Origin of the sequence: Bacillus inaquosorum KCTC 13429, assembly GCF_000332645.1 — a bacterium.
In the GTDB taxonomy this organism is placed as follows: domain Bacteria; phylum Bacillota; class Bacilli; order Bacillales; family Bacillaceae; genus Bacillus; species Bacillus inaquosorum.
Genome location: NZ_AMXN01000002.1, coordinates 633,251 through 651,212, shown reverse-complemented (window position 1 = coordinate 651,212; position 17,962 = coordinate 633,251). Strand labels below are relative to the sequence as shown.

At 45.9% G+C, this 17,962-nt stretch carries 18 protein-coding genes; 12 read left to right on the top strand and 6 right to left on the bottom strand.

The genetic code is table 11. The features are described from left to right. Window positions 1–54: 54 nt before the first annotated feature. Complete coding sequence (locus BSI_RS13275; protein WP_003152337.1) at window positions 55–276, bottom strand: DeoR family transcriptional regulator; 222 nt, start codon at window positions 274–276, stop codon at window positions 55–57. Window positions 277–563: 287 nt separating this feature from the next. On the opposite strand from BSI_RS13275, the gene BSI_RS13280 reads away from it, so the two are divergent. Next, window positions 564–1,274: an ABC transporter ATP-binding protein gene (locus BSI_RS13280; RefSeq protein ID WP_003237942.1), complete on the top strand. Its 711-nt coding sequence runs from the start codon at window positions 564–566 to the stop codon at window positions 1,272–1,274. Next, the gene (locus tag BSI_RS13285; RefSeq protein WP_003237941.1) at window positions 1,271–2,428 is read left to right on the top strand and encodes an ABC transporter permease; all 1,158 of its coding nucleotides are present in this window, start codon (window positions 1,271–1,273) and stop codon (window positions 2,426–2,428) included. Before BSI_RS13280 ends, BSI_RS13285 begins: the two co-directional genes overlap by 4 nt. Before the next feature lie 38 nt (window positions 2,429–2,466). On the opposite strand, the gene pbuO is transcribed toward BSI_RS13285, so the two are convergent. Then, complete coding sequence (gene pbuO / locus BSI_RS13290) at window positions 2,467–3,765, bottom strand: hypoxanthine/guanine permease PbuO (protein WP_003237938.1); 1,299 nt, start codon at window positions 3,763–3,765, stop codon at window positions 2,467–2,469. 96 nt (window positions 3,766–3,861) lie between these two features. Between pbuO and pepV the strand changes: the two genes are divergently transcribed. Next, window positions 3,862–5,253: a dipeptidase PepV gene (gene pepV, locus BSI_RS13295; RefSeq protein ID WP_003237935.1), complete on the top strand. Its 1,392-nt coding sequence runs from the start codon at window positions 3,862–3,864 to the stop codon at window positions 5,251–5,253. Between the two features lie 33 nt (window positions 5,254–5,286). Here pepV and cysK read toward each other — a convergent pair whose 3' ends face one another. After that, the gene (gene cysK, locus BSI_RS13300) at window positions 5,287–6,222 is read right to left on the bottom strand and encodes a cysteine synthase A (protein ID WP_003237933.1); all 936 of its coding nucleotides are present in this window, start codon (window positions 6,220–6,222) and stop codon (window positions 5,287–5,289) included. A gap of 148 nt (window positions 6,223–6,370) precedes the next feature. Between cysK and thpR the strand changes: the two genes are divergently transcribed. The 5 genes from thpR to BSI_RS13325 all read left to right on the top strand — a co-directional run bounded on the left by thpR (window position 6,371) and on the right by BSI_RS13325 (window position 11,999). Then, a complete protein-coding gene (gene thpR / locus BSI_RS13305) occupies window positions 6,371–6,922 on the top strand; it encodes an RNA 2',3'-cyclic phosphodiesterase (RefSeq protein ID WP_003237931.1) in 552 nt (183 codons plus the stop codon). 25 nt (window positions 6,923–6,947) lie between these two features. Beyond that, window positions 6,948–7,862, top strand: a complete 915-nt coding sequence (locus BSI_RS13310) for a hypothetical protein (RefSeq protein ID WP_003237930.1) — start codon at window positions 6,948–6,950, stop codon at window positions 7,860–7,862. A 48-nt stretch (window positions 7,863–7,910) separates the two neighbouring features. After that, window positions 7,911–8,840: a YegS/Rv2252/BmrU family lipid kinase gene (locus BSI_RS13315; RefSeq protein WP_003237929.1), complete on the top strand. Its 930-nt coding sequence runs from the start codon at window positions 7,911–7,913 to the stop codon at window positions 8,838–8,840. 25 nt (window positions 8,841–8,865) lie between these two features. Then, a complete protein-coding gene (gene pulA / locus BSI_RS13320; RefSeq protein WP_003237928.1) occupies window positions 8,866–11,022 on the top strand; it encodes a type I pullulanase in 2,157 nt (718 codons plus the stop codon). Window positions 11,023–11,201: 179 nt separating this feature from the next. After that, window positions 11,202–11,999: a phosphotransferase family protein gene (locus BSI_RS13325; protein ID WP_029316881.1), complete on the top strand. Its 798-nt coding sequence runs from the start codon at window positions 11,202–11,204 to the stop codon at window positions 11,997–11,999. On the opposite strand, the gene BSI_RS13330 is transcribed toward BSI_RS13325, so the two are convergent. Next, window positions 12,000–12,278, bottom strand: coding sequence for a YtzH-like family protein (locus BSI_RS13330; protein ID WP_003237926.1), 279 nt, complete (start codon window positions 12,276–12,278; stop codon window positions 12,000–12,002). Between the two features lie 204 nt (window positions 12,279–12,482). Between BSI_RS13330 and trmB the strand changes: the two genes are divergently transcribed. From trmB to BSI_RS13345, 3 genes are all read left to right on the top strand, one after another. Further along, complete coding sequence (trmB, locus tag BSI_RS13335; RefSeq protein WP_003237925.1) at window positions 12,483–13,124, top strand: tRNA (guanosine(46)-N7)-methyltransferase TrmB; 642 nt, start codon at window positions 12,483–12,485, stop codon at window positions 13,122–13,124. 68 nt (window positions 13,125–13,192) lie between these two features. Further along, on the top strand, window positions 13,193–14,038 hold the full coding sequence (locus BSI_RS13340) for a YtnP family quorum-quenching lactonase (RefSeq protein WP_003237923.1): 846 nt from the start codon (window positions 13,193–13,195) through the stop codon (window positions 14,036–14,038). 82 nt (window positions 14,039–14,120) lie between these two features. After that, the gene (locus BSI_RS13345) at window positions 14,121–15,821 is read left to right on the top strand and encodes an NAD-dependent malic enzyme (RefSeq protein WP_003237922.1); all 1,701 of its coding nucleotides are present in this window, start codon (window positions 14,121–14,123) and stop codon (window positions 15,819–15,821) included. Window positions 15,822–15,873: 52 nt separating this feature from the next. Here the strand turns inward: BSI_RS13345 and BSI_RS13350 are convergent, their stop codons facing one another. Then, window positions 15,874–16,191, bottom strand: coding sequence for a PepSY domain-containing protein (locus BSI_RS13350; protein WP_003223432.1), 318 nt, complete (start codon window positions 16,189–16,191; stop codon window positions 15,874–15,876). A 158-nt stretch (window positions 16,192–16,349) separates the two neighbouring features. Here BSI_RS13350 and BSI_RS13355 point away from each other — a divergent pair, with 158 nt between their 5' ends. After that, window positions 16,350–17,423, top strand: coding sequence for a M42 family metallopeptidase (locus tag BSI_RS13355; protein ID WP_003237919.1), 1,074 nt, complete (start codon window positions 16,350–16,352; stop codon window positions 17,421–17,423). Between the two features lie 56 nt (window positions 17,424–17,479). Here BSI_RS13355 and BSI_RS13360 read toward each other — a convergent pair whose 3' ends face one another. Continuing rightward, window positions 17,480–17,926 carry a YtoQ family protein gene (locus BSI_RS13360; protein ID WP_003237917.1) on the bottom strand — a complete coding sequence of 149 codons (447 nt, stop codon included), beginning with the start codon at window positions 17,924–17,926 and terminating at the stop codon, window positions 17,480–17,482. Window positions 17,927–17,962 lie beyond the last annotated feature (36 nt).

The following is a 17,962-nucleotide window of genomic DNA, read 5'->3' as shown; positions in this document are numbered from 1 at the left end:
TTCGCCCCGTATCTATCAGGCCGCTCTCAGGCGGCCCTATGTAATTTTTCAAATTTATGAGGTAATCTTTACTTTCTTTCTCGTTGTCTCCCACTTGCCACGGCTTGGACTATGAACAAGATCATTGTATGCCAACACATTTAAGTCTCTTTGAATCGTTCTAGGTGTAATGCCGAATTCGTCAACCAGTTCCTGTGTTGTCACAAGACCTTTTTCTTGGATAAACATGTAAACTGATTTGATTCGAGTTAGCATACGGTTTGTTGAAGGTTTCAAAAAACCACTCCCTATCATAAGATCGGATGGACTTGACTAACCACAACTCACGACTATCAACTGCGTACGAAATAGCAACAAAGGCAGACATCTATTGTTTTAGATAATTCGCCCTCATTATACACGATATCGCAGTGATGAATCTAGGGATAACTCCTATTAATTTTTTCCAATTTTAGTTGGGCAGCCATCCTTGTTGGATTACTATGTATTTCGACTCAATATTATTATGGTTAAAGAAACTTTTTTTATTCTGTTTCGTAGTAAATTTTGGAGGTGAGTGAGATTTGACAGTATTACTTGAAGCTTCGATAGAGCAGGCCGGGTACACAAGCCGAAAAAAAGTGCTCACCGATGTGTTTTTGGAAGTCGGAAAAGGCGAGCTTGTCGGGTTAATCGGAGCTAACGGCGCCGGAAAAAGCACCGCAATCAAGGCGATACTCGGCCTCTCAGAAGACTTTAAAGGGCATATTGCCTGGAATGACTGTTCATTTGCATATATTCCGGAGCATCCGTCCTTTTACGAAGAACTGACGCTGTGGGAGCATTTGGACCTGATCAGCACGCTGCACGGTATTGAGGAGAGTGAATTTGCGCCTCGGGCCGAACGCCTGCTGCAGACGTTTTCGCTTGATCATGTTATGCATGAGCTGCCTGTCACTTTTTCAAAAGGCATGCAGCAAAAACTGATGCTTATACAGGCTTTTCTCTCTAAGCCGGATATGTATGTGATCGATGAACCATTTATCGGACTTGATCCGATATCGACGAAACGCTTTGTGGACATGCTTAAGGCTGAAAAAGAACGGGGAGCCGGCATCCTTATGTGCACACACGTACTCGATACGGCAGAAAAAATTTGCGATCGGTTTTACATGATTGAGAAAGGATCTTTATTTCTCCAAGGCACGTTAAAAGATATTCAGGAGCAGACTGGATCAGAGGAGCAGTCATTGCTTGACTGTTTTTATCAGGCAGTCCAAGGTGATCGGTTATGAACGGCCGATCGCTCTTTTTTCGAAGGCTGCTTGACTATTACAGGTATCAGTTTAAGGTATTGCATGCGGTTATTGACTGGACAGTCGCTCTCTACATTGTTTTGCCGGCGCTTGCTTTTGTCATCTATCATTATATTGATTTGATGAACGGAAGAGGCCTTATTTATGAGTGGTCTGAGGTGTTGGAATGGAGATGGCTGTACGCTGTGTGCGTGCTGATCGTGTGTACTGGCTCGATCCATACGTTTTTAATGGAAGCGGACAAAGTGTTTTTGCTGCAAAAGAAAGAGATGATCTATCAGCTAAAACGGCATGCGCTGGTGTATTCTTTTTTGGTCACGCTGGCCAAATGGCTGCTGCTCTTTTTCATTGTCCTTCCCTTTATCAGTCATTCTGTTCATATCACATTGGCAGAAGGTGCTGCTCTATTGTGTTACCTGTTTGGCCTTCATACATTCTTTTTATCCTTAAAGCAAGACAGGATCAGAAAGCTGCGCTCCATTTCGAGACGGATTGCCGAAATTCTTCTCAGAGCTGTTCTTTTCTCTGGTTCTGCTGTCCTGATCGTTTTCACTGAGTGGCGTTTGCTTACGCTCATTGGCATTTTGTTTTTGATTGTTGCATTCGTCCGCGGTTTGACCAAGGCAGCTTCGTTCTCGGCTTTTGAAGCAGAGGTGACTGAAGAGAAAAAAAGCAGGTTGGCGCTTGCCGGGCTTGTGATGATGATGAGCCAGGAGGCGGGAATCCCGAAAGTGAAAGACAGGATGAGAAGAAAACCGTTATTATACCGGAATTCAAGAAGGATATTTAAAAGTCGAACGATCTGCACTGGCTATAAGGAATTGTTTTTTAAAGTCATGCTGAGGAATGGCGAGTATACGAGGCGGATGTACATGCTGTTGTCAGCAGTCATCATTCTAATCTTTATGACCCCGATTTGGCTGAAGCTGATTGCGCTGCTGGTGTATACAATCGTTTGCCGTTATATCCTTACGCTTATCTTTGACAAAGTGATGGATGCGCCTATTTTAATTGGAGCCGATAAGGAAAGTGATGAGTATTACCGAGCCAGAAAAAGCTGTATACACACGCTGCATTATGCGTTTGTCGCCTGCTGTTTTTTAGCGGCCGCTGTCTCTTTATGGTTTACATAAAAAACCCAAACGGCTGGCGTTTGGGTTTTCTGTATGTGTTATAAAATAAACAGCTGGATGAAAAACAGAATGGCGAAAATAATGACGAGCGGATGAATCTCTCTCCATTTTCCCCGCGCTGCTTTTACGATCGGATATGAAATAAAGCCAAGCGCAATTCCTGTAGAAATGCTGGATGTCAAAGGCATGGCCAGAATGACGAGAAACGCTGGAAATGCCTCGTCCATCTCTTTCCAGTTCATATTGGAAACCGAGCCCATCATCAGGCTGCCGACAATAATCAAAGCAGGAGAGGTGATGGCGGCTATGCCGGACAAGGCGCTGACAAGCGGACTGAAAAACATTGAAACCGCAAACATCACCGCAACAGTCAAAGCCGTAAGCCCAGTTCTTCCCCCAGCTGCGACACCAGCGGAAGATTCGATAAATGCAGTCGTTGGACTTGTGCCGAAAACAGCTCCTACTGTCGTCGCCGTTGAATCGGCAAGCAGCGCTTTTCGCACGTTCGGAAGCTTGTTGTTCTTCATTAGCCCGGCTTGCTCTGCAACACCGATCATCGTGCCGGTCGTATCAAATATCGTTACCAAAAGAAAAGAAAAGACAACAGCGTACAGGCCGTGGTGAACGACATCGCCAAAAGCGGAAAATGGATTTGAGATGATCAATCCTTCCGGCAAATGAGGAAGTGACATAAAACCCTTCGAAAAATGCAGCTGGCCGGTAAAAAAGGCGATCAAAGCGGTAGCTGCCATTCCGATAAATAAAGCGCCGCGTACATTCAGCACCATCAGAACCACACTGATCAAAAGGCCGATCAGCGTTAAAATAACACCAGGTGAATGAAGATTGCCGAGAGTAACCAGGTTTGACTCATCAGCCGCCACAATTCCCGCCTGCCGCAAACCGATAAAAGCAATAAACAGCCCGATCCCTGTTGTGATCCCGTATTTTAAATTGTTTGGAATTGCTTCTATAAGTTGTTTTCTTAAAGGCGTTAACGATAGAATAATGAAGAGAACCCCTGCTGTAAATACGGCGCTGAAAGCTGTTGCGTATGTGATGCCGCCATCGCTTGCGCTTACGACATGAAAGGCTAAATAAGCGTTCAAGCCCATGCCGGGCGCAATAGCAATCGGATAATTTGCTGCCAGGGCCATCCACAGCGTTCCGACAATGGAGGCAATAATCGTTGCGGTGAAAACCTGGTCGAAAGGAACTCCGGCGTTAGCCAGAATGACCGGATTAACCACGACGATATAGACCATTGTGAAAAAGGTCGTCAGCCCTGCTATGATTTCTTGCTTTATGGACGTTTGCTGCTCTTTTAGATGAAACATAGTATCCTCCAATTACGAACGTTTTAACAAAACACCATTAATATTATTCGTTTTATTTGGTTTTTGCAAGTCATTTCTTGCGGAAAGGGGATCGTTATGAACTGGGAAGTTGAAGTGATCAGAAAAAAAGAGGATTTAATTCGTGATACGCAGGAATTTTTGAAAATCAACAGTGTAATGGATGAAACAACCGCCGGACCCGGCAAACCGTTTGGAGAAGGTGTAAACGCCAGCCTGACTTCATTGCTGGAGCTTGGAGAAAAAGAAGGCTTTACAACAAAAAATCTTGACGGCTTCGCAGGCCATATTGAATGGGGCGAGGGCGATGACATTGTCGGCGTACTTTGCCATGTTGACGTCGTGCCGCCAGGAGACGGCTGGACGAGTGATCCGTTTTCAGCTGATATCCGCAACGGACGGATTTATGCAAGGGGCGCCATTGATGACAAAGGCCCGACGATGGCGGCATTCTACGCGCTGAAAATCGTGAAAGATATGAATTTGCCGCTGTCCAAGCGTGTCAGAATCATTATCGGAACAGATGAAGAAAGCGATTGGAGATGCGTGGAGCATTATTTCAAGCATGAAGAAATGCCAACGCTGGGATTTGCGCCTGACGCCGATTTTCCGATTATTAACGCGGAAAAAGGGATCATTGATGCTTCTTTACTTATCCCGCACCGCTCAAACCAAGCCGATTCAGAGGCAGTGCTTGTCTCGTTTCAGTCAGGCCTTCGCTTGAATATGGTGCCTGACGCTGCAGAAGCTGTCATTGAAGGGCCGAAAAAAGAAGAGATACTTGCTTCATTTAAAAACATGCTTCGCACGACAGATCAAAAAGGGGAAGCTGAAATAAAGAACGGCCAGCTTATTTTGCGTATGTACGGGGTTTCCTGCCATGCGATGGAACCGAACAATGGAATCAATGCCGGCATTTTATTATGTGAATTTCTGCAGCAGGCTGAGCTTGACGATGCAGGACAGCGGTTTGTGCAAGTCGTGACAGACAAGTTCTCAAACGATACAAGAGGGAAGAAACTGAACATCGACTGCGAGGATGAAATCAGCGGCGAGCTGACATTAAATGTCGGAACACTGCGCTATACGGAAGGGCAAGGAGGCGAGCTCGGAATCAATATCCGCTATCCTGTGACCGCAGAAAGCAAAGTGATCCGCGATGCATTCGAGAGCGCATCTGAATTTGAGCTTGGAGAATTCAAAGACAGCAAGCCGCATCATGTGTCAGCAGATCATCCGTTAGTCAAAACCCTGCAAAAGGTTTATGAAGGCCAGCTGGGAAAAAAAGCTGATTTAATCTCAATCGGCGGGGGGACTTATGCCAGATCTTTAAAAGCAGGTGTCGCGTTCGGCCCGCTCTTCCCCGGACGTCCTGACAGCGCACACCAAAAGGATGAATATATTGAAATTGATGACCTGCTTAGATCGACAGCGTTATATGCGCAGGCAATCTACGAACTTGCAAAATAAAAGGACCGGCTTCTTCTGAAGCCAGTCCTTTTTTTAAACAAATGACCATAAATCAGTTGATAAATACCGTTCTCCTGTATCGGCTGTCATGCAGACCACAACTTGGTCAGGAGAGAGGCGTTTTGCTGTTTCGATTGCCGCGAAGCAGGCAGCACCTGACGAAGGCCCGACAAGAATTCCTTCTTCAGCAGCGAGGCGTCTTGTCGTCGTATAGGCGTCTTCATCAGAGATTTTGATAATTTCATCATATACGTCTTGATTTAAAATCGGTGGAATGAAGCCCGGGCTCGTCCCTACAAGCTTATGGGCGCCGGGTTTTCCTCCGGATAATACAGGAGAACCCGCAGGTTCGACAACATGAACCGTGATATCCGGGAAAAGCTCTTTGAGCGCTTCACCTGTTCCGGTAATGGTTCCGCCCGTTCCGGAAGAGGCGACAAAAGCGCCGAGCGGTTTTCCGATTTCCTCTATTGCCCGGGCAATTTCAGGCGCCGTCGTTTTCCGGTGCGCGTCAGGATTGGCGGTGTTATCGAACTGCATTGGTATATAGCTGTTCGGAATTTGTTCGGCTAGCTCCTTCGCTTTTTTGATGCTGCCCGGCATTCTTTCCGCTCCGGGTGTTAATACAACCTCTGCGCCGTAAGCTTTAAGAAGGTTGATCCGTTCCTTCGTCATCGTATCAGGCATGACTAAGATCGCTTTATATCCGCGTGCCGCCGCATTCATGGCGAGCCCGATTCCAGTATTTCCGCTTGTTGGCTCTATAATAACTGAGCCCGGCTTGAGCAGACCGTTTTGTTCTGCTTCTATGATCATTTGATAAGCGGCTCTGTCTTTCACACTGCCGCTCGGATTGAAAAATTCAAGCTTTAAATAGACTTGTGCCGCGTTTTCCGGCTGAAGCCGATTCAATCTCACAAGCGGTGTATCTCCTATCAGATCAGCTGTATTTTCAACGATTTTCAACATTGTCATTCCTTTCTGAATAAAACAAGTGTCATATAATATCCTAACATAATAAACGTTTGTGCGAGAGTGTTTTCATACACTGTTCCTCTATCCGCACAGCCTCTTTATTGATAAAATAATAGCTGTTAAAGAAGGGAGTGTCAGACGGATGCCAGATACACGGCCTCATTATTTCATCGGCGTTCCCATTCCTGAGGGAATTGCGAATCCGATTTACCGGGCTGCGAAAAACGAGCCGGTTTTGACGTTTCAAAAATGGGTGCACCCGCTTGACTATCATATTACGTTAATTTTTCTCGGAGCGGCGGATGAGACACAAATCCAGCAGCTTGAGGGTTCGCTTGCTGCGATTGCTTCAGAAACCGATCCGTTTCCAATTGAGTTTGGCAAAATAGATGTATTCGGCGACCGCAGAAGGCCGCGTGTTTTACACCTGGAGCCAAAGAAAAACAAAACGCTTGAAATGTTGCGAGAACATACGAAACAGGCTGTTCTTCAAGCCGGCTTTCAAGTGGAAAAAAGACCGTATCACCCCCATATGACGCTGGCTAGAAAATGGACAGGCGAAGAAGGATTTCCGGCACATGTTCCGTTTGAAAGCGGCGAGGTTTCGATGATGACTGAACGGTTTTCGCTCTTTCAAATACACTTGAATCAATCACCAAAGTACGAGGAAATATTTAAATTTCATTTATCTTAATTCATTGCGGAGTGGAGAAACAAACATGGCACAAATCATCAAAATTCATGATTATATATCGAGATATGAGCTTGATCCGTACCATTATATCAACCAGTTTGTAAGGCTGAAAAAAGAGCGCTGGCTTTCACTATTAGAAGCAGCGGAGCGCCAGCATGAAGAAAGACAAGCCAGTGCCGAAGAGCCGGAGCCGGTGCAGAAACGAAAAAAATTTTCATTGAAAAGAAGAAAAGAAGAGATAAAAGCCGATATACAAGAAGAGAGACACCAATGGTTTGAGGAAGAAGACGATTTACATGTAAGGCTGCCGAAGAGCAGGATGGCGCTTGCTTCATTTTATAAAAGGCATTTATATGACTTTCAGCTCAAATGGGCAAGCTCAACTCTAGCAGAAATATCTCATCTCTCAAACCAGGTGAAGCAGGACCGCATTTTGCGTTATCTGACCCAGCAGCTGCCTGATTCTTATTTCATTATGTATAAGCCCGTGCTGCAAATTCAGCAGGCGGCGGTTGAATTAAGCATTGTGATTATTTCCCCGCTTGACATTTATTGCGTTTCTTTTTTAGAGGCGGAGGAAGACAGTGTGTACATAGGGTCTAAAAATCGTTTTTGGGAGAAGAAAACAGCCTCTCAGACTGCATCAGTGTTAAATCCGGGGCTGAGCCTGTTTCGCACTGACTCCGTCGTGTCAAAGATCATAAAGGAAAAACAGGCTGATATTCCGGTTCGAAAATTGCTTCTGAGCAGAACGTCGTACATTGATTACCCCGAGCCGCCATTCGGCTTAGAAATAGCGGATAAGCGGGGCGCGGAGGAATGGATTGAGCGGCAGAAGAAAAACACGGCTCCGATTAAACATCATCAGGTAAAGGCTGCAAAGGCTCTATTGTCTTACTGCATGTCTGACTCCTATCGCAGACAAGAGTGGCTGGAGTAAAAGAGAACGATTTGAGCGGTTTTCTCATAACATAAGCAGGTGAGAAAGATGAGCCATTGGTTTTTTATTATTAATCCGACAGCAGGACATCGAAACGGCCTGCGTGTTTGGAAGTCTATTCAAAAGGAATTAATCAAACGGAAAATTGAGCACCGCTCATTTTTAACTGAACATCCCGGGCACGCCGAAGTGCTCGCCAGACAGATTTCAACGATACAGGAATATAAGCTGAAGCGCCTGATTGTCATTGGCGGAGACGGAACGATGCATGAGGTTGTCAACGGGCTGAAAGATGTTGACGATATAGAACTGAGCTTTGTGCCGGCGGGCGCGTATAATGATTTTGCGCGAGGATTCTCTATTAAAAAAATCGATCTGATGCAGGAAATCAAAAAGCTGAAGCGTCCGTTAACCCGAACCTTCCATTTAGGAAGCGTAAATTTCCTTCAAGATAAATCACACGTTCTTTATTTTATGAATCATATCGGAATTGGTTTTGACGCATATGTCAATAAAAAGGCGATGGAATTTCCTTTGAGACGGGTTTTTCTTTTTCTCCGCCTTCGATTTCTTGTGTATCCGCTTTCCCATTTGCACGCCTCGGCGACCTTTAAGCCGTTTTCGTTAGCCTGTACAACGGAAGGTGAGACGCACGAATTTCATGATGTCTGGTTTGCGATTGTATCCAACCACCCATTTTACGGGGGCGGCATGAAGGCGGCGCCGCTTGCAAATCCGCGCGAGAAGGCATTTGATATCGTGATCGTTGAAAACCAGCCGTTTTTCAAAAAATATTGGCTTTTATGTCTGATGGCATTTGGAAAGCATACAAAGATGGACGGCGTTACGATGTTTAAAACAAAGGACATTACGTTTTACACGAAGGACAAAATTCCGTTCCATGCTGACGGAGAAATCATGGGCACCACCCCGTTTCGTCTGGCATCGAGTCCTTCGCCCCTAAGGATCAAAACATAAACGTGTTTGGAGGAGAGTGCTTCCGATGGTCAGCATCCGCCGAAGCTTCGAAGCGTATGTCGATGATATGAATGTCATTACCGTTTTAATTCCTGCTGAACAAAAAGAAATCATGACACCGCCGTTTCGGCTTGAGACAGATACAACCGATTTTCCTCTGGCTGTCAGGGAGGAATACCGCCTTGAAGGAAAATACAAATACGTCTGCGTATCCGATCATCCGGTGACATTCGGAAAAATACATGCCGTCAGAGCGTCCAGCGGCGACAAAACGGATCTCCAAATTGGCGCGGTCATCCGGACGGATGCGTTTGATGATGCATTTTATTATGACGGAGAGCTGGGGGCTGTTTATACTGCGGATTATACTGAATTTAAAGTATGGGCGCCTGCCGCATCCTCAGCTGCTGTCAAGCTTTCACATCCGAATAAAAGCGGGCGCACATTCCAAATGATTCGGATGGAAAAAGGCGTCTACACCGTTACTGTCACCGGCGATCTCCACGGGTATGAGTATGTGTTCTGTATCTGCAACAATTCAGAGTGGACGGAAACCGTTGACCCGTATGCAAAAGCAGTGACGCTAAATGGAGAGAAGGGCGTCGTCCTGCGCCCGGATCAAATGAAATGGGCTGACTCAGTCAAACCATTCTCAAACCCTGTGGATGCCGTCATCTATGAGATGCACATCCGCGACTTCTCCATCCATAAAAACAGTGGCATGAAAAACAAAGGAAAATACTTAGCGCTGACGGAAACCGATACGCAAACCACAAATGGCTGTTCTTCCGGACTGGCGTATGTAAAAGAGCTTGGTGTTACGCATGTAGAGCTTCTGCCGGTGAATGATTTTGCCGGAGTTGATGAAGAGAAGCCGCTTGATGCTTATAATTGGGGATATAACCCGCTTCATTTTTTTGCCCCGGAGGGAAGCTATGCCTCAAACCCTCATGATCCTCAAACAAGAAAAACAGAGTTAAAACAAATGATCAAAACCCTTCACCAGCATGGCCTGCGAGTCATTCTGGATGTCGTTTTTAACCACGTGTATGAGAGGGAGAGTTCCCCCTTTGAAAAGACAGTGCCCGGTTATTTTTTTCGGCATGACGAATTTGGGATGCCGTCAAACGGCACCGGCGTTGGCAATGACATCGCGTCAGAAAGGCGGATGGCGAGAAAGTTCATTGCGGATTGCGTCATCTACTGGCTTGAGGAATACGATGCGGACGGCTTTCGCTTTGACCTGCTCGGCATTTTAGATATTGATACCGTGCTTTATATCAAAGAAAAAGCAGCTGCGGTAAAGCCCGGAATCCTGCTTTTTGGGGAAGGATGGGATTTGGCTACACCGCTGCCGCATGAACAGAAAGCCACCTTGCCGAACGCTTCAAAAATGCCGGGCATCGGCTTTTTTAATGATACGTTTCGTGACGCTGTGAAAGGGAACACCTTTCACCTCACGGCTGCCGGCTTTGCGCTCGGAAACGGTGAAGCATCTGAAACCGTTATGCATGGGATTGCCGGGTCTTCCGGATGGAAGGCATTAGCACCGGTTGTTCCTGAACCCAGCCAGTCTATCAATTATGTCGAGTCACACGACAATCACACCTTTTGGGATAAAATGAGCGTTGCGCTTTCTCAAGAAACTGACAGCCGAAAGAGAAGCAGGCAAAGGCTGGCTGCCTCGATTATCTTGCTTGCCCAGGGGGTGCCGTTTATTCACAGCGGACAGGAATTTTTCCGGACGAAGCACGGAGTGGAAAACAGCTATCAATCCAGTGACAGCATCAACCAGCTGGATTGGGATCGGCGTGAAACGTTCAAAGAAGATGTTGACTATATCCGCAGGCTGATCTCGCTGAGAAAAACGCATCCGGCATTCCGTCTCAGATCGGCTGCAGACATCCAGCGCCATCTCGAATGTTTGACGCTAAAAAAGCACCTCATCGCATACAGGCTTTATGATCTCGGTGCGGTTGACGAATGGGAAGACATTATCGTCATCCATCACGCGAGTCCGGACTCCATGGAATGGAAGCTGCCAAACGACAAAACGTACCGGCTTTTAAGTGATACATCAGGTTTTCAGCATGACCCGAAAGAAATCAAGAAAGCGGTTGCGGTAAACGGCATCGGAACGGTTATCTTATATTTAGCATCAGATCTTAAGAGTTTTGCTTGACGAAGTTTGTGCTATAGCGCTAAAATTTAAAGGACGGCTATTGATTAGCATATGAGACTCTCAATAGCTGTCTTTTTTATTTTCATACGATTCGTACGAAAAAGGCACTCGCTGGATAGACTAGAGACGATTAGCCTTTATTCTAAAATATTTTAAGAAATGATGGGTTGAACATTGATATGAACTGGTTGGGACAATTACTAGGTAGCGATTGGGAGATCTTCCCCGCCGGAGGAGCTACAGGAGATGCATATTATGCGAAACATAACGGGCAGCAGCTTTTTTTAAAACGTAATAGCTCACCTTTTTTAGCTGTTTTATCCGCCGAAGGCATTGTTCCGAAGCTGGTTTGGACAAAACGGATGGAAAATGGAGACGTCATTACGGCTCAGCACTGGATGACCGGCAGAGAGCTGAAGCCTAAAGATATGAGCGGACGGCCCGTAGCTGAATTGCTTCGTAAAATACACACATCAAAAGCCTTGCTGGACATGCTGAAAAGACTTGGAAAAGAACCGCTGAACCCGGGGGCTCTTCTGTCTCAGCTGAAGCAGGCTGTATTTGCTGTGCAGCAATCTTCGCCGCTGATTCAAGAAGGAATCAAGTATTTAGAAGAACATCTGCATGAAGTGCATTTCGGTGAGAAAGTCGTTTGCCATTGTGATGTCAATCATAATAACTGGCTATTGTCTGAAGACAACCAGCTGTATTTAATTGACTGGGACGGCGCCATGATCGCTGATCCGGCGATGGATCTCGGGCCTTTGCTGTACCACTACGTCGAAAAGCCAGCTTGGGAGAGCTGGCTGAGCATGTACGGCATTGAGTTAACGGAAGGCCTGCGGTTACGAATGGCTTGGTATGTGTTATCTGAAACAATCACTTTCATTGCGTGGCATAAAGCAAAAGGCAATGATAAGGAATTCCATGATGCAATGGAAGAACTGCATATTCTCATGAAACGTATCGTTGAATAATCAGGAATACGAATCCATTTGCTCTACCCATTGAGACAGGCTGTTCTGATGCTCTTGTATGTGTGAGTCGATGGATTTGGATGATATTCCTGATTGGCTGTAACGGTAAACATCTTCCAGCACGTTTTTGAAGTTTGAATCAAGCTCGGTGTTTGCCATCAGCGATTTAATCACACGCTCAAGCTGCTCGTACTCTGCGACGGTTCCGCAGCAGTCCAATTGATGGTCAGTCAATATATCCTTCAATAAATGAACTTGATGCTCATAATGTAAGCCCATAACGGTACACATCCCTTCAGTATCCTACGGGTTAAATTGTTCAAAACAGAGCGTTTTTATACATGTGAAAGGAGTGTTCCTGCAGACAGGAACCTCTTTTTTTATATGCTCAGCCTTAGCAGGCACACTGGAAAAACGAGCTTGCGGGTCTTTTTAATTCATGGTATGTTGTTAGTCGAAATAATAGATAGAGGTGTCAATCATATGAGAATGCGCCACAAGCCTTGGGCTGATGACTTTTTGGCTGAAAACGCAGATATTGCCATCAGCAATCCTGCTGATTATAAAGGAAAATGGAACACAGTGTTTGGCAATGACAATCCGATCCATATCGAGGTTGGGACAGGGAAAGGGCAATTTATTTCTGGAATGGCCAAACAAAATCCAGACATCAATTATATTGGGATTGAGTTATTTAAAAGCGTCATCGTGACAGCCGTTCAAAAAGTAAAAGACAGTGAAGCGCCGAATGTAAAGCTTCTGAATATAGATGCGGACACGCTGACAGATGTGTTTGAGCCGGGTGAAGTCAAACGGGTCTACTTGAACTTTTCTGATCCTTGGCCGAAGAAACGCCACGAAAAACGCCGTCTGACGTATTCCCACTTCCTCAAAAAATATGAAGAAGTGATGGGAAAAGGCGGAGCGATTCATTTTAAAACGGACAACCGCGGCTTGTTTGAGTACTCTTTGAAGAGCTTCTCCGAGTACGGCCTGCTGCTGACATACGTCAGTCTCGATTTGCATAACAGCAACCTGGAAGGCAATGTTATGACAGAATATGAAGAAAAATTCTCAGCACTCGGCCAGCCGATCTATCGGGCTGAGGTTGAATGGAGAACGTAAAACAGACTCTTACAGGAGTCTGTTTTTTTTATGGGCCGTTTGCTACCATGATGACAGGGGGGATGAAAATGGAAACAATGAAAATTGGAAACATGACGTTAACCTGGCTTGACGGAGGCGTGACACATATGGACGGAGGCGCCATGTTCGGCGTCGTTCCAAAGCCGCTTTGGTCTAAAAAATATCCAGTCAATGAAAAAAACCAGATTGAACTAAGGACAGACCCTATCCTCATTCAAAAGGACGGGCTGAAGATCATCGTCGACGCCGGAATTGGGTCCGGCAAGCTGATTGATAAACAAAAACGAAACTATGGCGTGACACAAGAATCGAATGTGAAAACATCATTAGCGGCACTCGGATTAACGGTTGCTGATATAGACGTGATCGCTATGACACACCTTCATTTCGACCATGCATGCGGTTTAACGGAATATGAAGATGAACAACTCATCTCTGTCTTTCCGAATGCAGTGATTTATGCATCAGCTGTTGAATGGAATGAAATGCGCCATCCGAATATCAGATCGAAAAATACGTACTGGAAAGAAAACTGGGAGGCAGTTGCCGGCCAAGTCAAAACCTTTGAAGACACCTTAACGATCACAGAGGGAATTACGATGCATCACACCGGAGGCCATAGTGACGGCCACAGTGTTCTTATATGCGAAGATGCGGGTGAAACCGCCGTACATATGGCAGATCTGATGCCGACACACGCCCACCGCAATCCGCTATGGGTGCTGGCTTACGATGATTATCCAATGACCTCTATACCGCAAAAGCAGAAATGGCAGGCATTCGCAGCGGAAAAAGACGCATGGTTTATTTTTTATCATGATGCCGAATATCGCGCGCTTAAATGGGATGAGGATGGAAGCATCAAAGATTCAGTGAAGCGAATCAAGCAATAGCATATTTTTATGTTTACCCTGCATGATTTCCGGCTAATAATGCAAACCTAGTACTAATTATGCTCAGAAAGGAAGAGGCAGGGTGAAACAATTTACAGTAACAAACGAAGGAGACATTCAAACAACATTAAGAGGCCTTGAAGTACTCTCTGTTCCTTTTTTGAACAAAGGTGTTGCTTTTACTGAGGAAGAAAGAAAAGAACTTGGCTTAAAAGGCTTTCTGCCGCCAAAGGTATTAACGATTGAAGAGCAGGCGAAAAGAGCGTACGAACAGTTTTCCGCACAGCCTGACGATTTGAGCAAAAATGTCTATTTAACAGCACTGCATGATCGGAATGAAACGCTGTTTTACCGCCTGTTAAATGATCATTTAGGGGAAATGCTCCCGATTGTCTACACACCAACGGTTGGAACGGCTATCCAAAGATACAGCCATGAATACAGAAAGCCAAGAGGACTCTATCTGTCAATCGATGATCCGGACGGTATGAGAGAAGCATTTAAACAGTATAAAGATCAAAGTGATACGATCGATTTAATTGTTGCAACTGATGCGGAAGGAATTTTAGGAATCGGTGACTGGGGTGTCGGAGGAATCGCAATTTCTATCGGCAAGCTAGCGGTTTATACAGCGGCTGCGGGGATTGATCCGAGCAGAGTGCTGGCTGTCGTTTTAGATGCGGGGACGAATCAGGAGAGCCTCCTGAACGACCCGCTTTATGTCGGCAACCAGCATTCCAGAGTGCGCGGGGAACGCTATGACCAATTTATAGACGATTATGTTGCGCTGGCAAGAGAAACATTTCCAAATGCACTGCTGCATTGGGAGGATTTTGGAGCGAAAAACGCGCGCAGCATTTTGAAACGCTATAAAGAAAAAGTGTGTACGTTTAATGATGATATCCAAGGTACAGGCGCTGTTTCACTGGCGGCAGTTTTATCCTGTGCAAAAGCGTCTAAAGTGCCGCTGAGGGATCACAGAGTCGTGATATTTGGAGCGGGGACGGCAGGAATCGGAATTGCTGAACAGCTGCGGGAAGCATTGGTGCGCGAAGGACTGAGCGAGGAAGAATCATTCCAGCGCTTCTGGTGCATAGACCGAAACGGATTGTTGACAGATGATATGGATCAGCTTCTCGATTTCCAAAAGCCTTATGCCCGATCAGCTGATGAGGTGAAGGATTATCAGCGGAACGGAGAAGGCGGAGGCATTGACCTCACTGAGGTGGTCCGCCAGGCGAAACCGACGATTCTGATCGGTACATCTACGGTTTCCGGCGCTTTTACTGAAGAAATTGTAAAAGAAATGGCGTCACACGTAAAACGACCGGCGATTTTACCGATGTCAAATCCGACAACTCTTTCTGAAGCAAAACCGCAGGATTTAATCGAATGGACGGAAGGCCGCGCACTGATTACAACAGGAAGCCCATTCCCTCCAGTAGAATATAACGGCGTGACGTACCATATCGGCCAAGCGAACAACGCGCTTGTCTTCCCGGGTCTCGGTCTTGGAACGATTGTCACCAAATCAAAATTAATTACTGACGGCATGTTTGAAGCATGTGCCCGGGCGATTGCAAGTATGGTCAATGTCGGGGTGCCTGGCGCGCCGATGCTTCCGAAAGTAGAGGATTTGCGGACTGTATCGGCAACCGTCGCAGTTGAAGTCGCTAAAACCGCAATTAAGGAAGGCGTTGCGACGGAAGAGCCTGAGGACATCATACAGGCTGTGCAGGACGCGATGTGGTATCCGGTATATAAACCGATTCGCGCGATATAATAAAAAAGAGCCGCTGCATGGGCAGCGGCTTTTATTTTACGCTTGTCCGGTGTTAAGAGGCGATTGTATCAATGACATCTACAATTTCCCCCGTTTTCGCATCCACCATGACTTCATACTGCTCTAATTCTCCGAAAGCTGATCGTGTAATGCCGGTTTTGTACACCTGTACCGTTTCTCCGTTCACATTGTAAGGCTCGGGCTGCGTGTAAATCCATGATCCGTCAATCGGCCCCCGCTGTTTAAAAGCGGATTTTACGATTCGAAGCGCTTTTTCTGAAGAAATATAAGGCTTCATCACATATTGTTTCACAACGACTGCCGTACAAATGCCAAGTCCTGCTCCTAAAAGAAGATGACGCAATTTCAAAATAAAGCACCTCCTGGTTGATCGTACTTTTCATTATACAGAAACCGCCAAATCCTGTTAAGCAATACGCGGCTGTTCGAGCAGATTCGTCCAGGATGCTTGGAAAACTTGATTTTTTCTAATAAAATAAAAGGACTACATAGAAATGAGGGGAAAACATGAATCAAGAAACGAAAGCGCTTTTCCAAACACTGACGCAGCTTCCCGGCGCGCCGGGCAATGAGCATCAGGTTCGTGCTTTTATGAAGCAGGAGCTTGCCAAATATGCCGATGACATCGTTCAGGACAGACTGGGAAGTGTTTTCGGAGTCAGAAAAGGCGAAGCGGGCGCACCGAGAATCATGGTAGCCGGACATATGGATGAAGTCGGCTTCATGGTTACTTCTATTACAGATAACGGGCTGCTCAGATTCCAGACGCTCGGGGGCTGGTGGAGCCAGGTGCTGCTTGCACAGCGAGTTGAAATTCAAACAGATAACGGGCCGGTTCCGGGTGTGATTTCAAGCATACCGCCGCATCTGCTGACAGATGCTCAGCGAAACCGCCCGATGGATATCAAAAACATGATGATCGATATTGGAGCGGATGATAGGGAAGACGCCATCAAAATTGGCATAAAACCGGGACAGCAGATCGTGCCTGTCTGTCCGTTTACGACGATGGCGAATGAAAAGAAAATTTTATCAAAAGCGTGGGATAACCGGTACGGATGCGGCTTGAGCATTGAACTGCTAAAGGAATTGCACGGAAAAGAACTTCCGAACACGCTCTATGCGGGTGCAACCGTTCAGGAAGAAGTAGGGCTGAGGGGCGCACAGACGGCTTCTCATATGATTAAACCAGACTTGTTTTTCGCCCTTGACGCAAGCCCGGCAAACGATATGAGCGGTGACAAAAACGAATTTGGCCAGCTTGGTAAAGGCTTTTTGCTCCGCATCCTTGACAGAACGACAGTCATGCACCGCGGAATGAGAGAATTTGTTCTTGATATGGCGGAAACGCATGATATTCCATATCAATATTTTGTATCCGGCGGGGGAACAGATGCAGGCAGAGTTCATATTTCGAACAGCGGCGTTCCGTCAGCGGTTATCGGAATTTGTTCCCGCTACATTCATACGAACGCTTCTATCATTCATATTGATGATTATGCTGCTGCTAAAGAAATGCTTATTAAACTTGTGACAGCCTGCGATAAACAGACGGTTGATGCGATTAAAGAAAATATGTAGGATTACACAAAAGCTTGTTGAACGAGGCAGTTACCTCGGATCGACAAGCTTTTTTCTTATTCTGTTTCAAAGACATAGGAAAGGGCCTTAATGGCTTGGTTCACGGTTTCAACCGTTATATTTGCTTTGTTGGAAAGCTCTTTTAAAGGATGGTGGAGCGATTCCGGCCGGATGATAATCAGGGGTTTTCCTTTTGCGATCGCATATGATGCATCCATTGCCGTGTTCCACTGTTTGTATTTTTCGCCAAACAGGGCAATCACAAAGTCTGCTTTATTCATCAGGACGGCGGTTCTGAAGTTGTTCATGTCAGAGGCTTTGTCGTCCTTCAAAACGGCATTTGGCTGAACGCCCATAATTTCTTCTCCGATATTGTCTGAGCGGTCATGATTCTCCATCGGGCCGACAAACGTAATCGGCAGCTTCAGTGATTTTGTTTTCTCTTTGATTTCCTCGCGCCAATTGCTGTGGATTTCTCCTGCTAAATAGACGATAAACTCCATACTGAATCCCTCCTTATGTATGTCCATCTGTAAATT

Bases quoted from the DNA above. Each gene is read 5' to 3' on its own strand.
- BSI_RS13310 (WP_003237930.1), top strand. From the start codon at position 6,948: ATGGCACAAATCATCAAAATTCATGATTATATATCGAGATATGAGCTT.
- thpR (WP_003237931.1), top strand. From the start codon at position 6,371: ATGCCAGATACACGGCCTCATTATTTCATCGGCGTTCCCATTCCTGAG.
- pbuO (WP_003237938.1), bottom strand. From the start codon at position 3,765: ATGTTTCATCTAAAAGAGCAGCAAACGTCCATAAAGCAAGAAATCATA.
- BSI_RS13325 (WP_029316881.1), top strand. From the start codon at position 11,202: ATGAACTGGTTGGGACAATTACTAGGTAGCGATTGGGAGATCTTCCCC.
- BSI_RS13355 (WP_003237919.1), top strand. From the start codon at position 16,350: ATGAATCAAGAAACGAAAGCGCTTTTCCAAACACTGACGCAGCTTCCC.
- BSI_RS13330 (WP_003237926.1), bottom strand. From the start codon at position 12,278: ATGGGCTTACATTATGAGCATCAAGTTCATTTATTGAAGGATATATTG.
- trmB (WP_003237925.1), top strand. From the start codon at position 12,483: ATGAGAATGCGCCACAAGCCTTGGGCTGATGACTTTTTGGCTGAAAAC.
- BSI_RS13360 (WP_003237917.1), bottom strand. From the start codon at position 17,926: ATGGAGTTTATCGTCTATTTAGCAGGAGAAATCCACAGCAATTGGCGC.
- BSI_RS13340 (WP_003237923.1), top strand. From the start codon at position 13,193: ATGGAAACAATGAAAATTGGAAACATGACGTTAACCTGGCTTGACGGA.
- pulA (WP_003237928.1), top strand. From the start codon at position 8,866: ATGGTCAGCATCCGCCGAAGCTTCGAAGCGTATGTCGATGATATGAAT.
- BSI_RS13315 (WP_003237929.1), top strand. From the start codon at position 7,911: ATGAGCCATTGGTTTTTTATTATTAATCCGACAGCAGGACATCGAAAC.
- cysK (WP_003237933.1), bottom strand. From the start codon at position 6,222: ATGTTGAAAATCGTTGAAAATACAGCTGATCTGATAGGAGATACACCG.
- pepV (WP_003237935.1), top strand. From the start codon at position 3,862: ATGAACTGGGAAGTTGAAGTGATCAGAAAAAAAGAGGATTTAATTCGT.
- BSI_RS13285 (WP_003237941.1), top strand. From the start codon at position 1,271: ATGAACGGCCGATCGCTCTTTTTTCGAAGGCTGCTTGACTATTACAGG.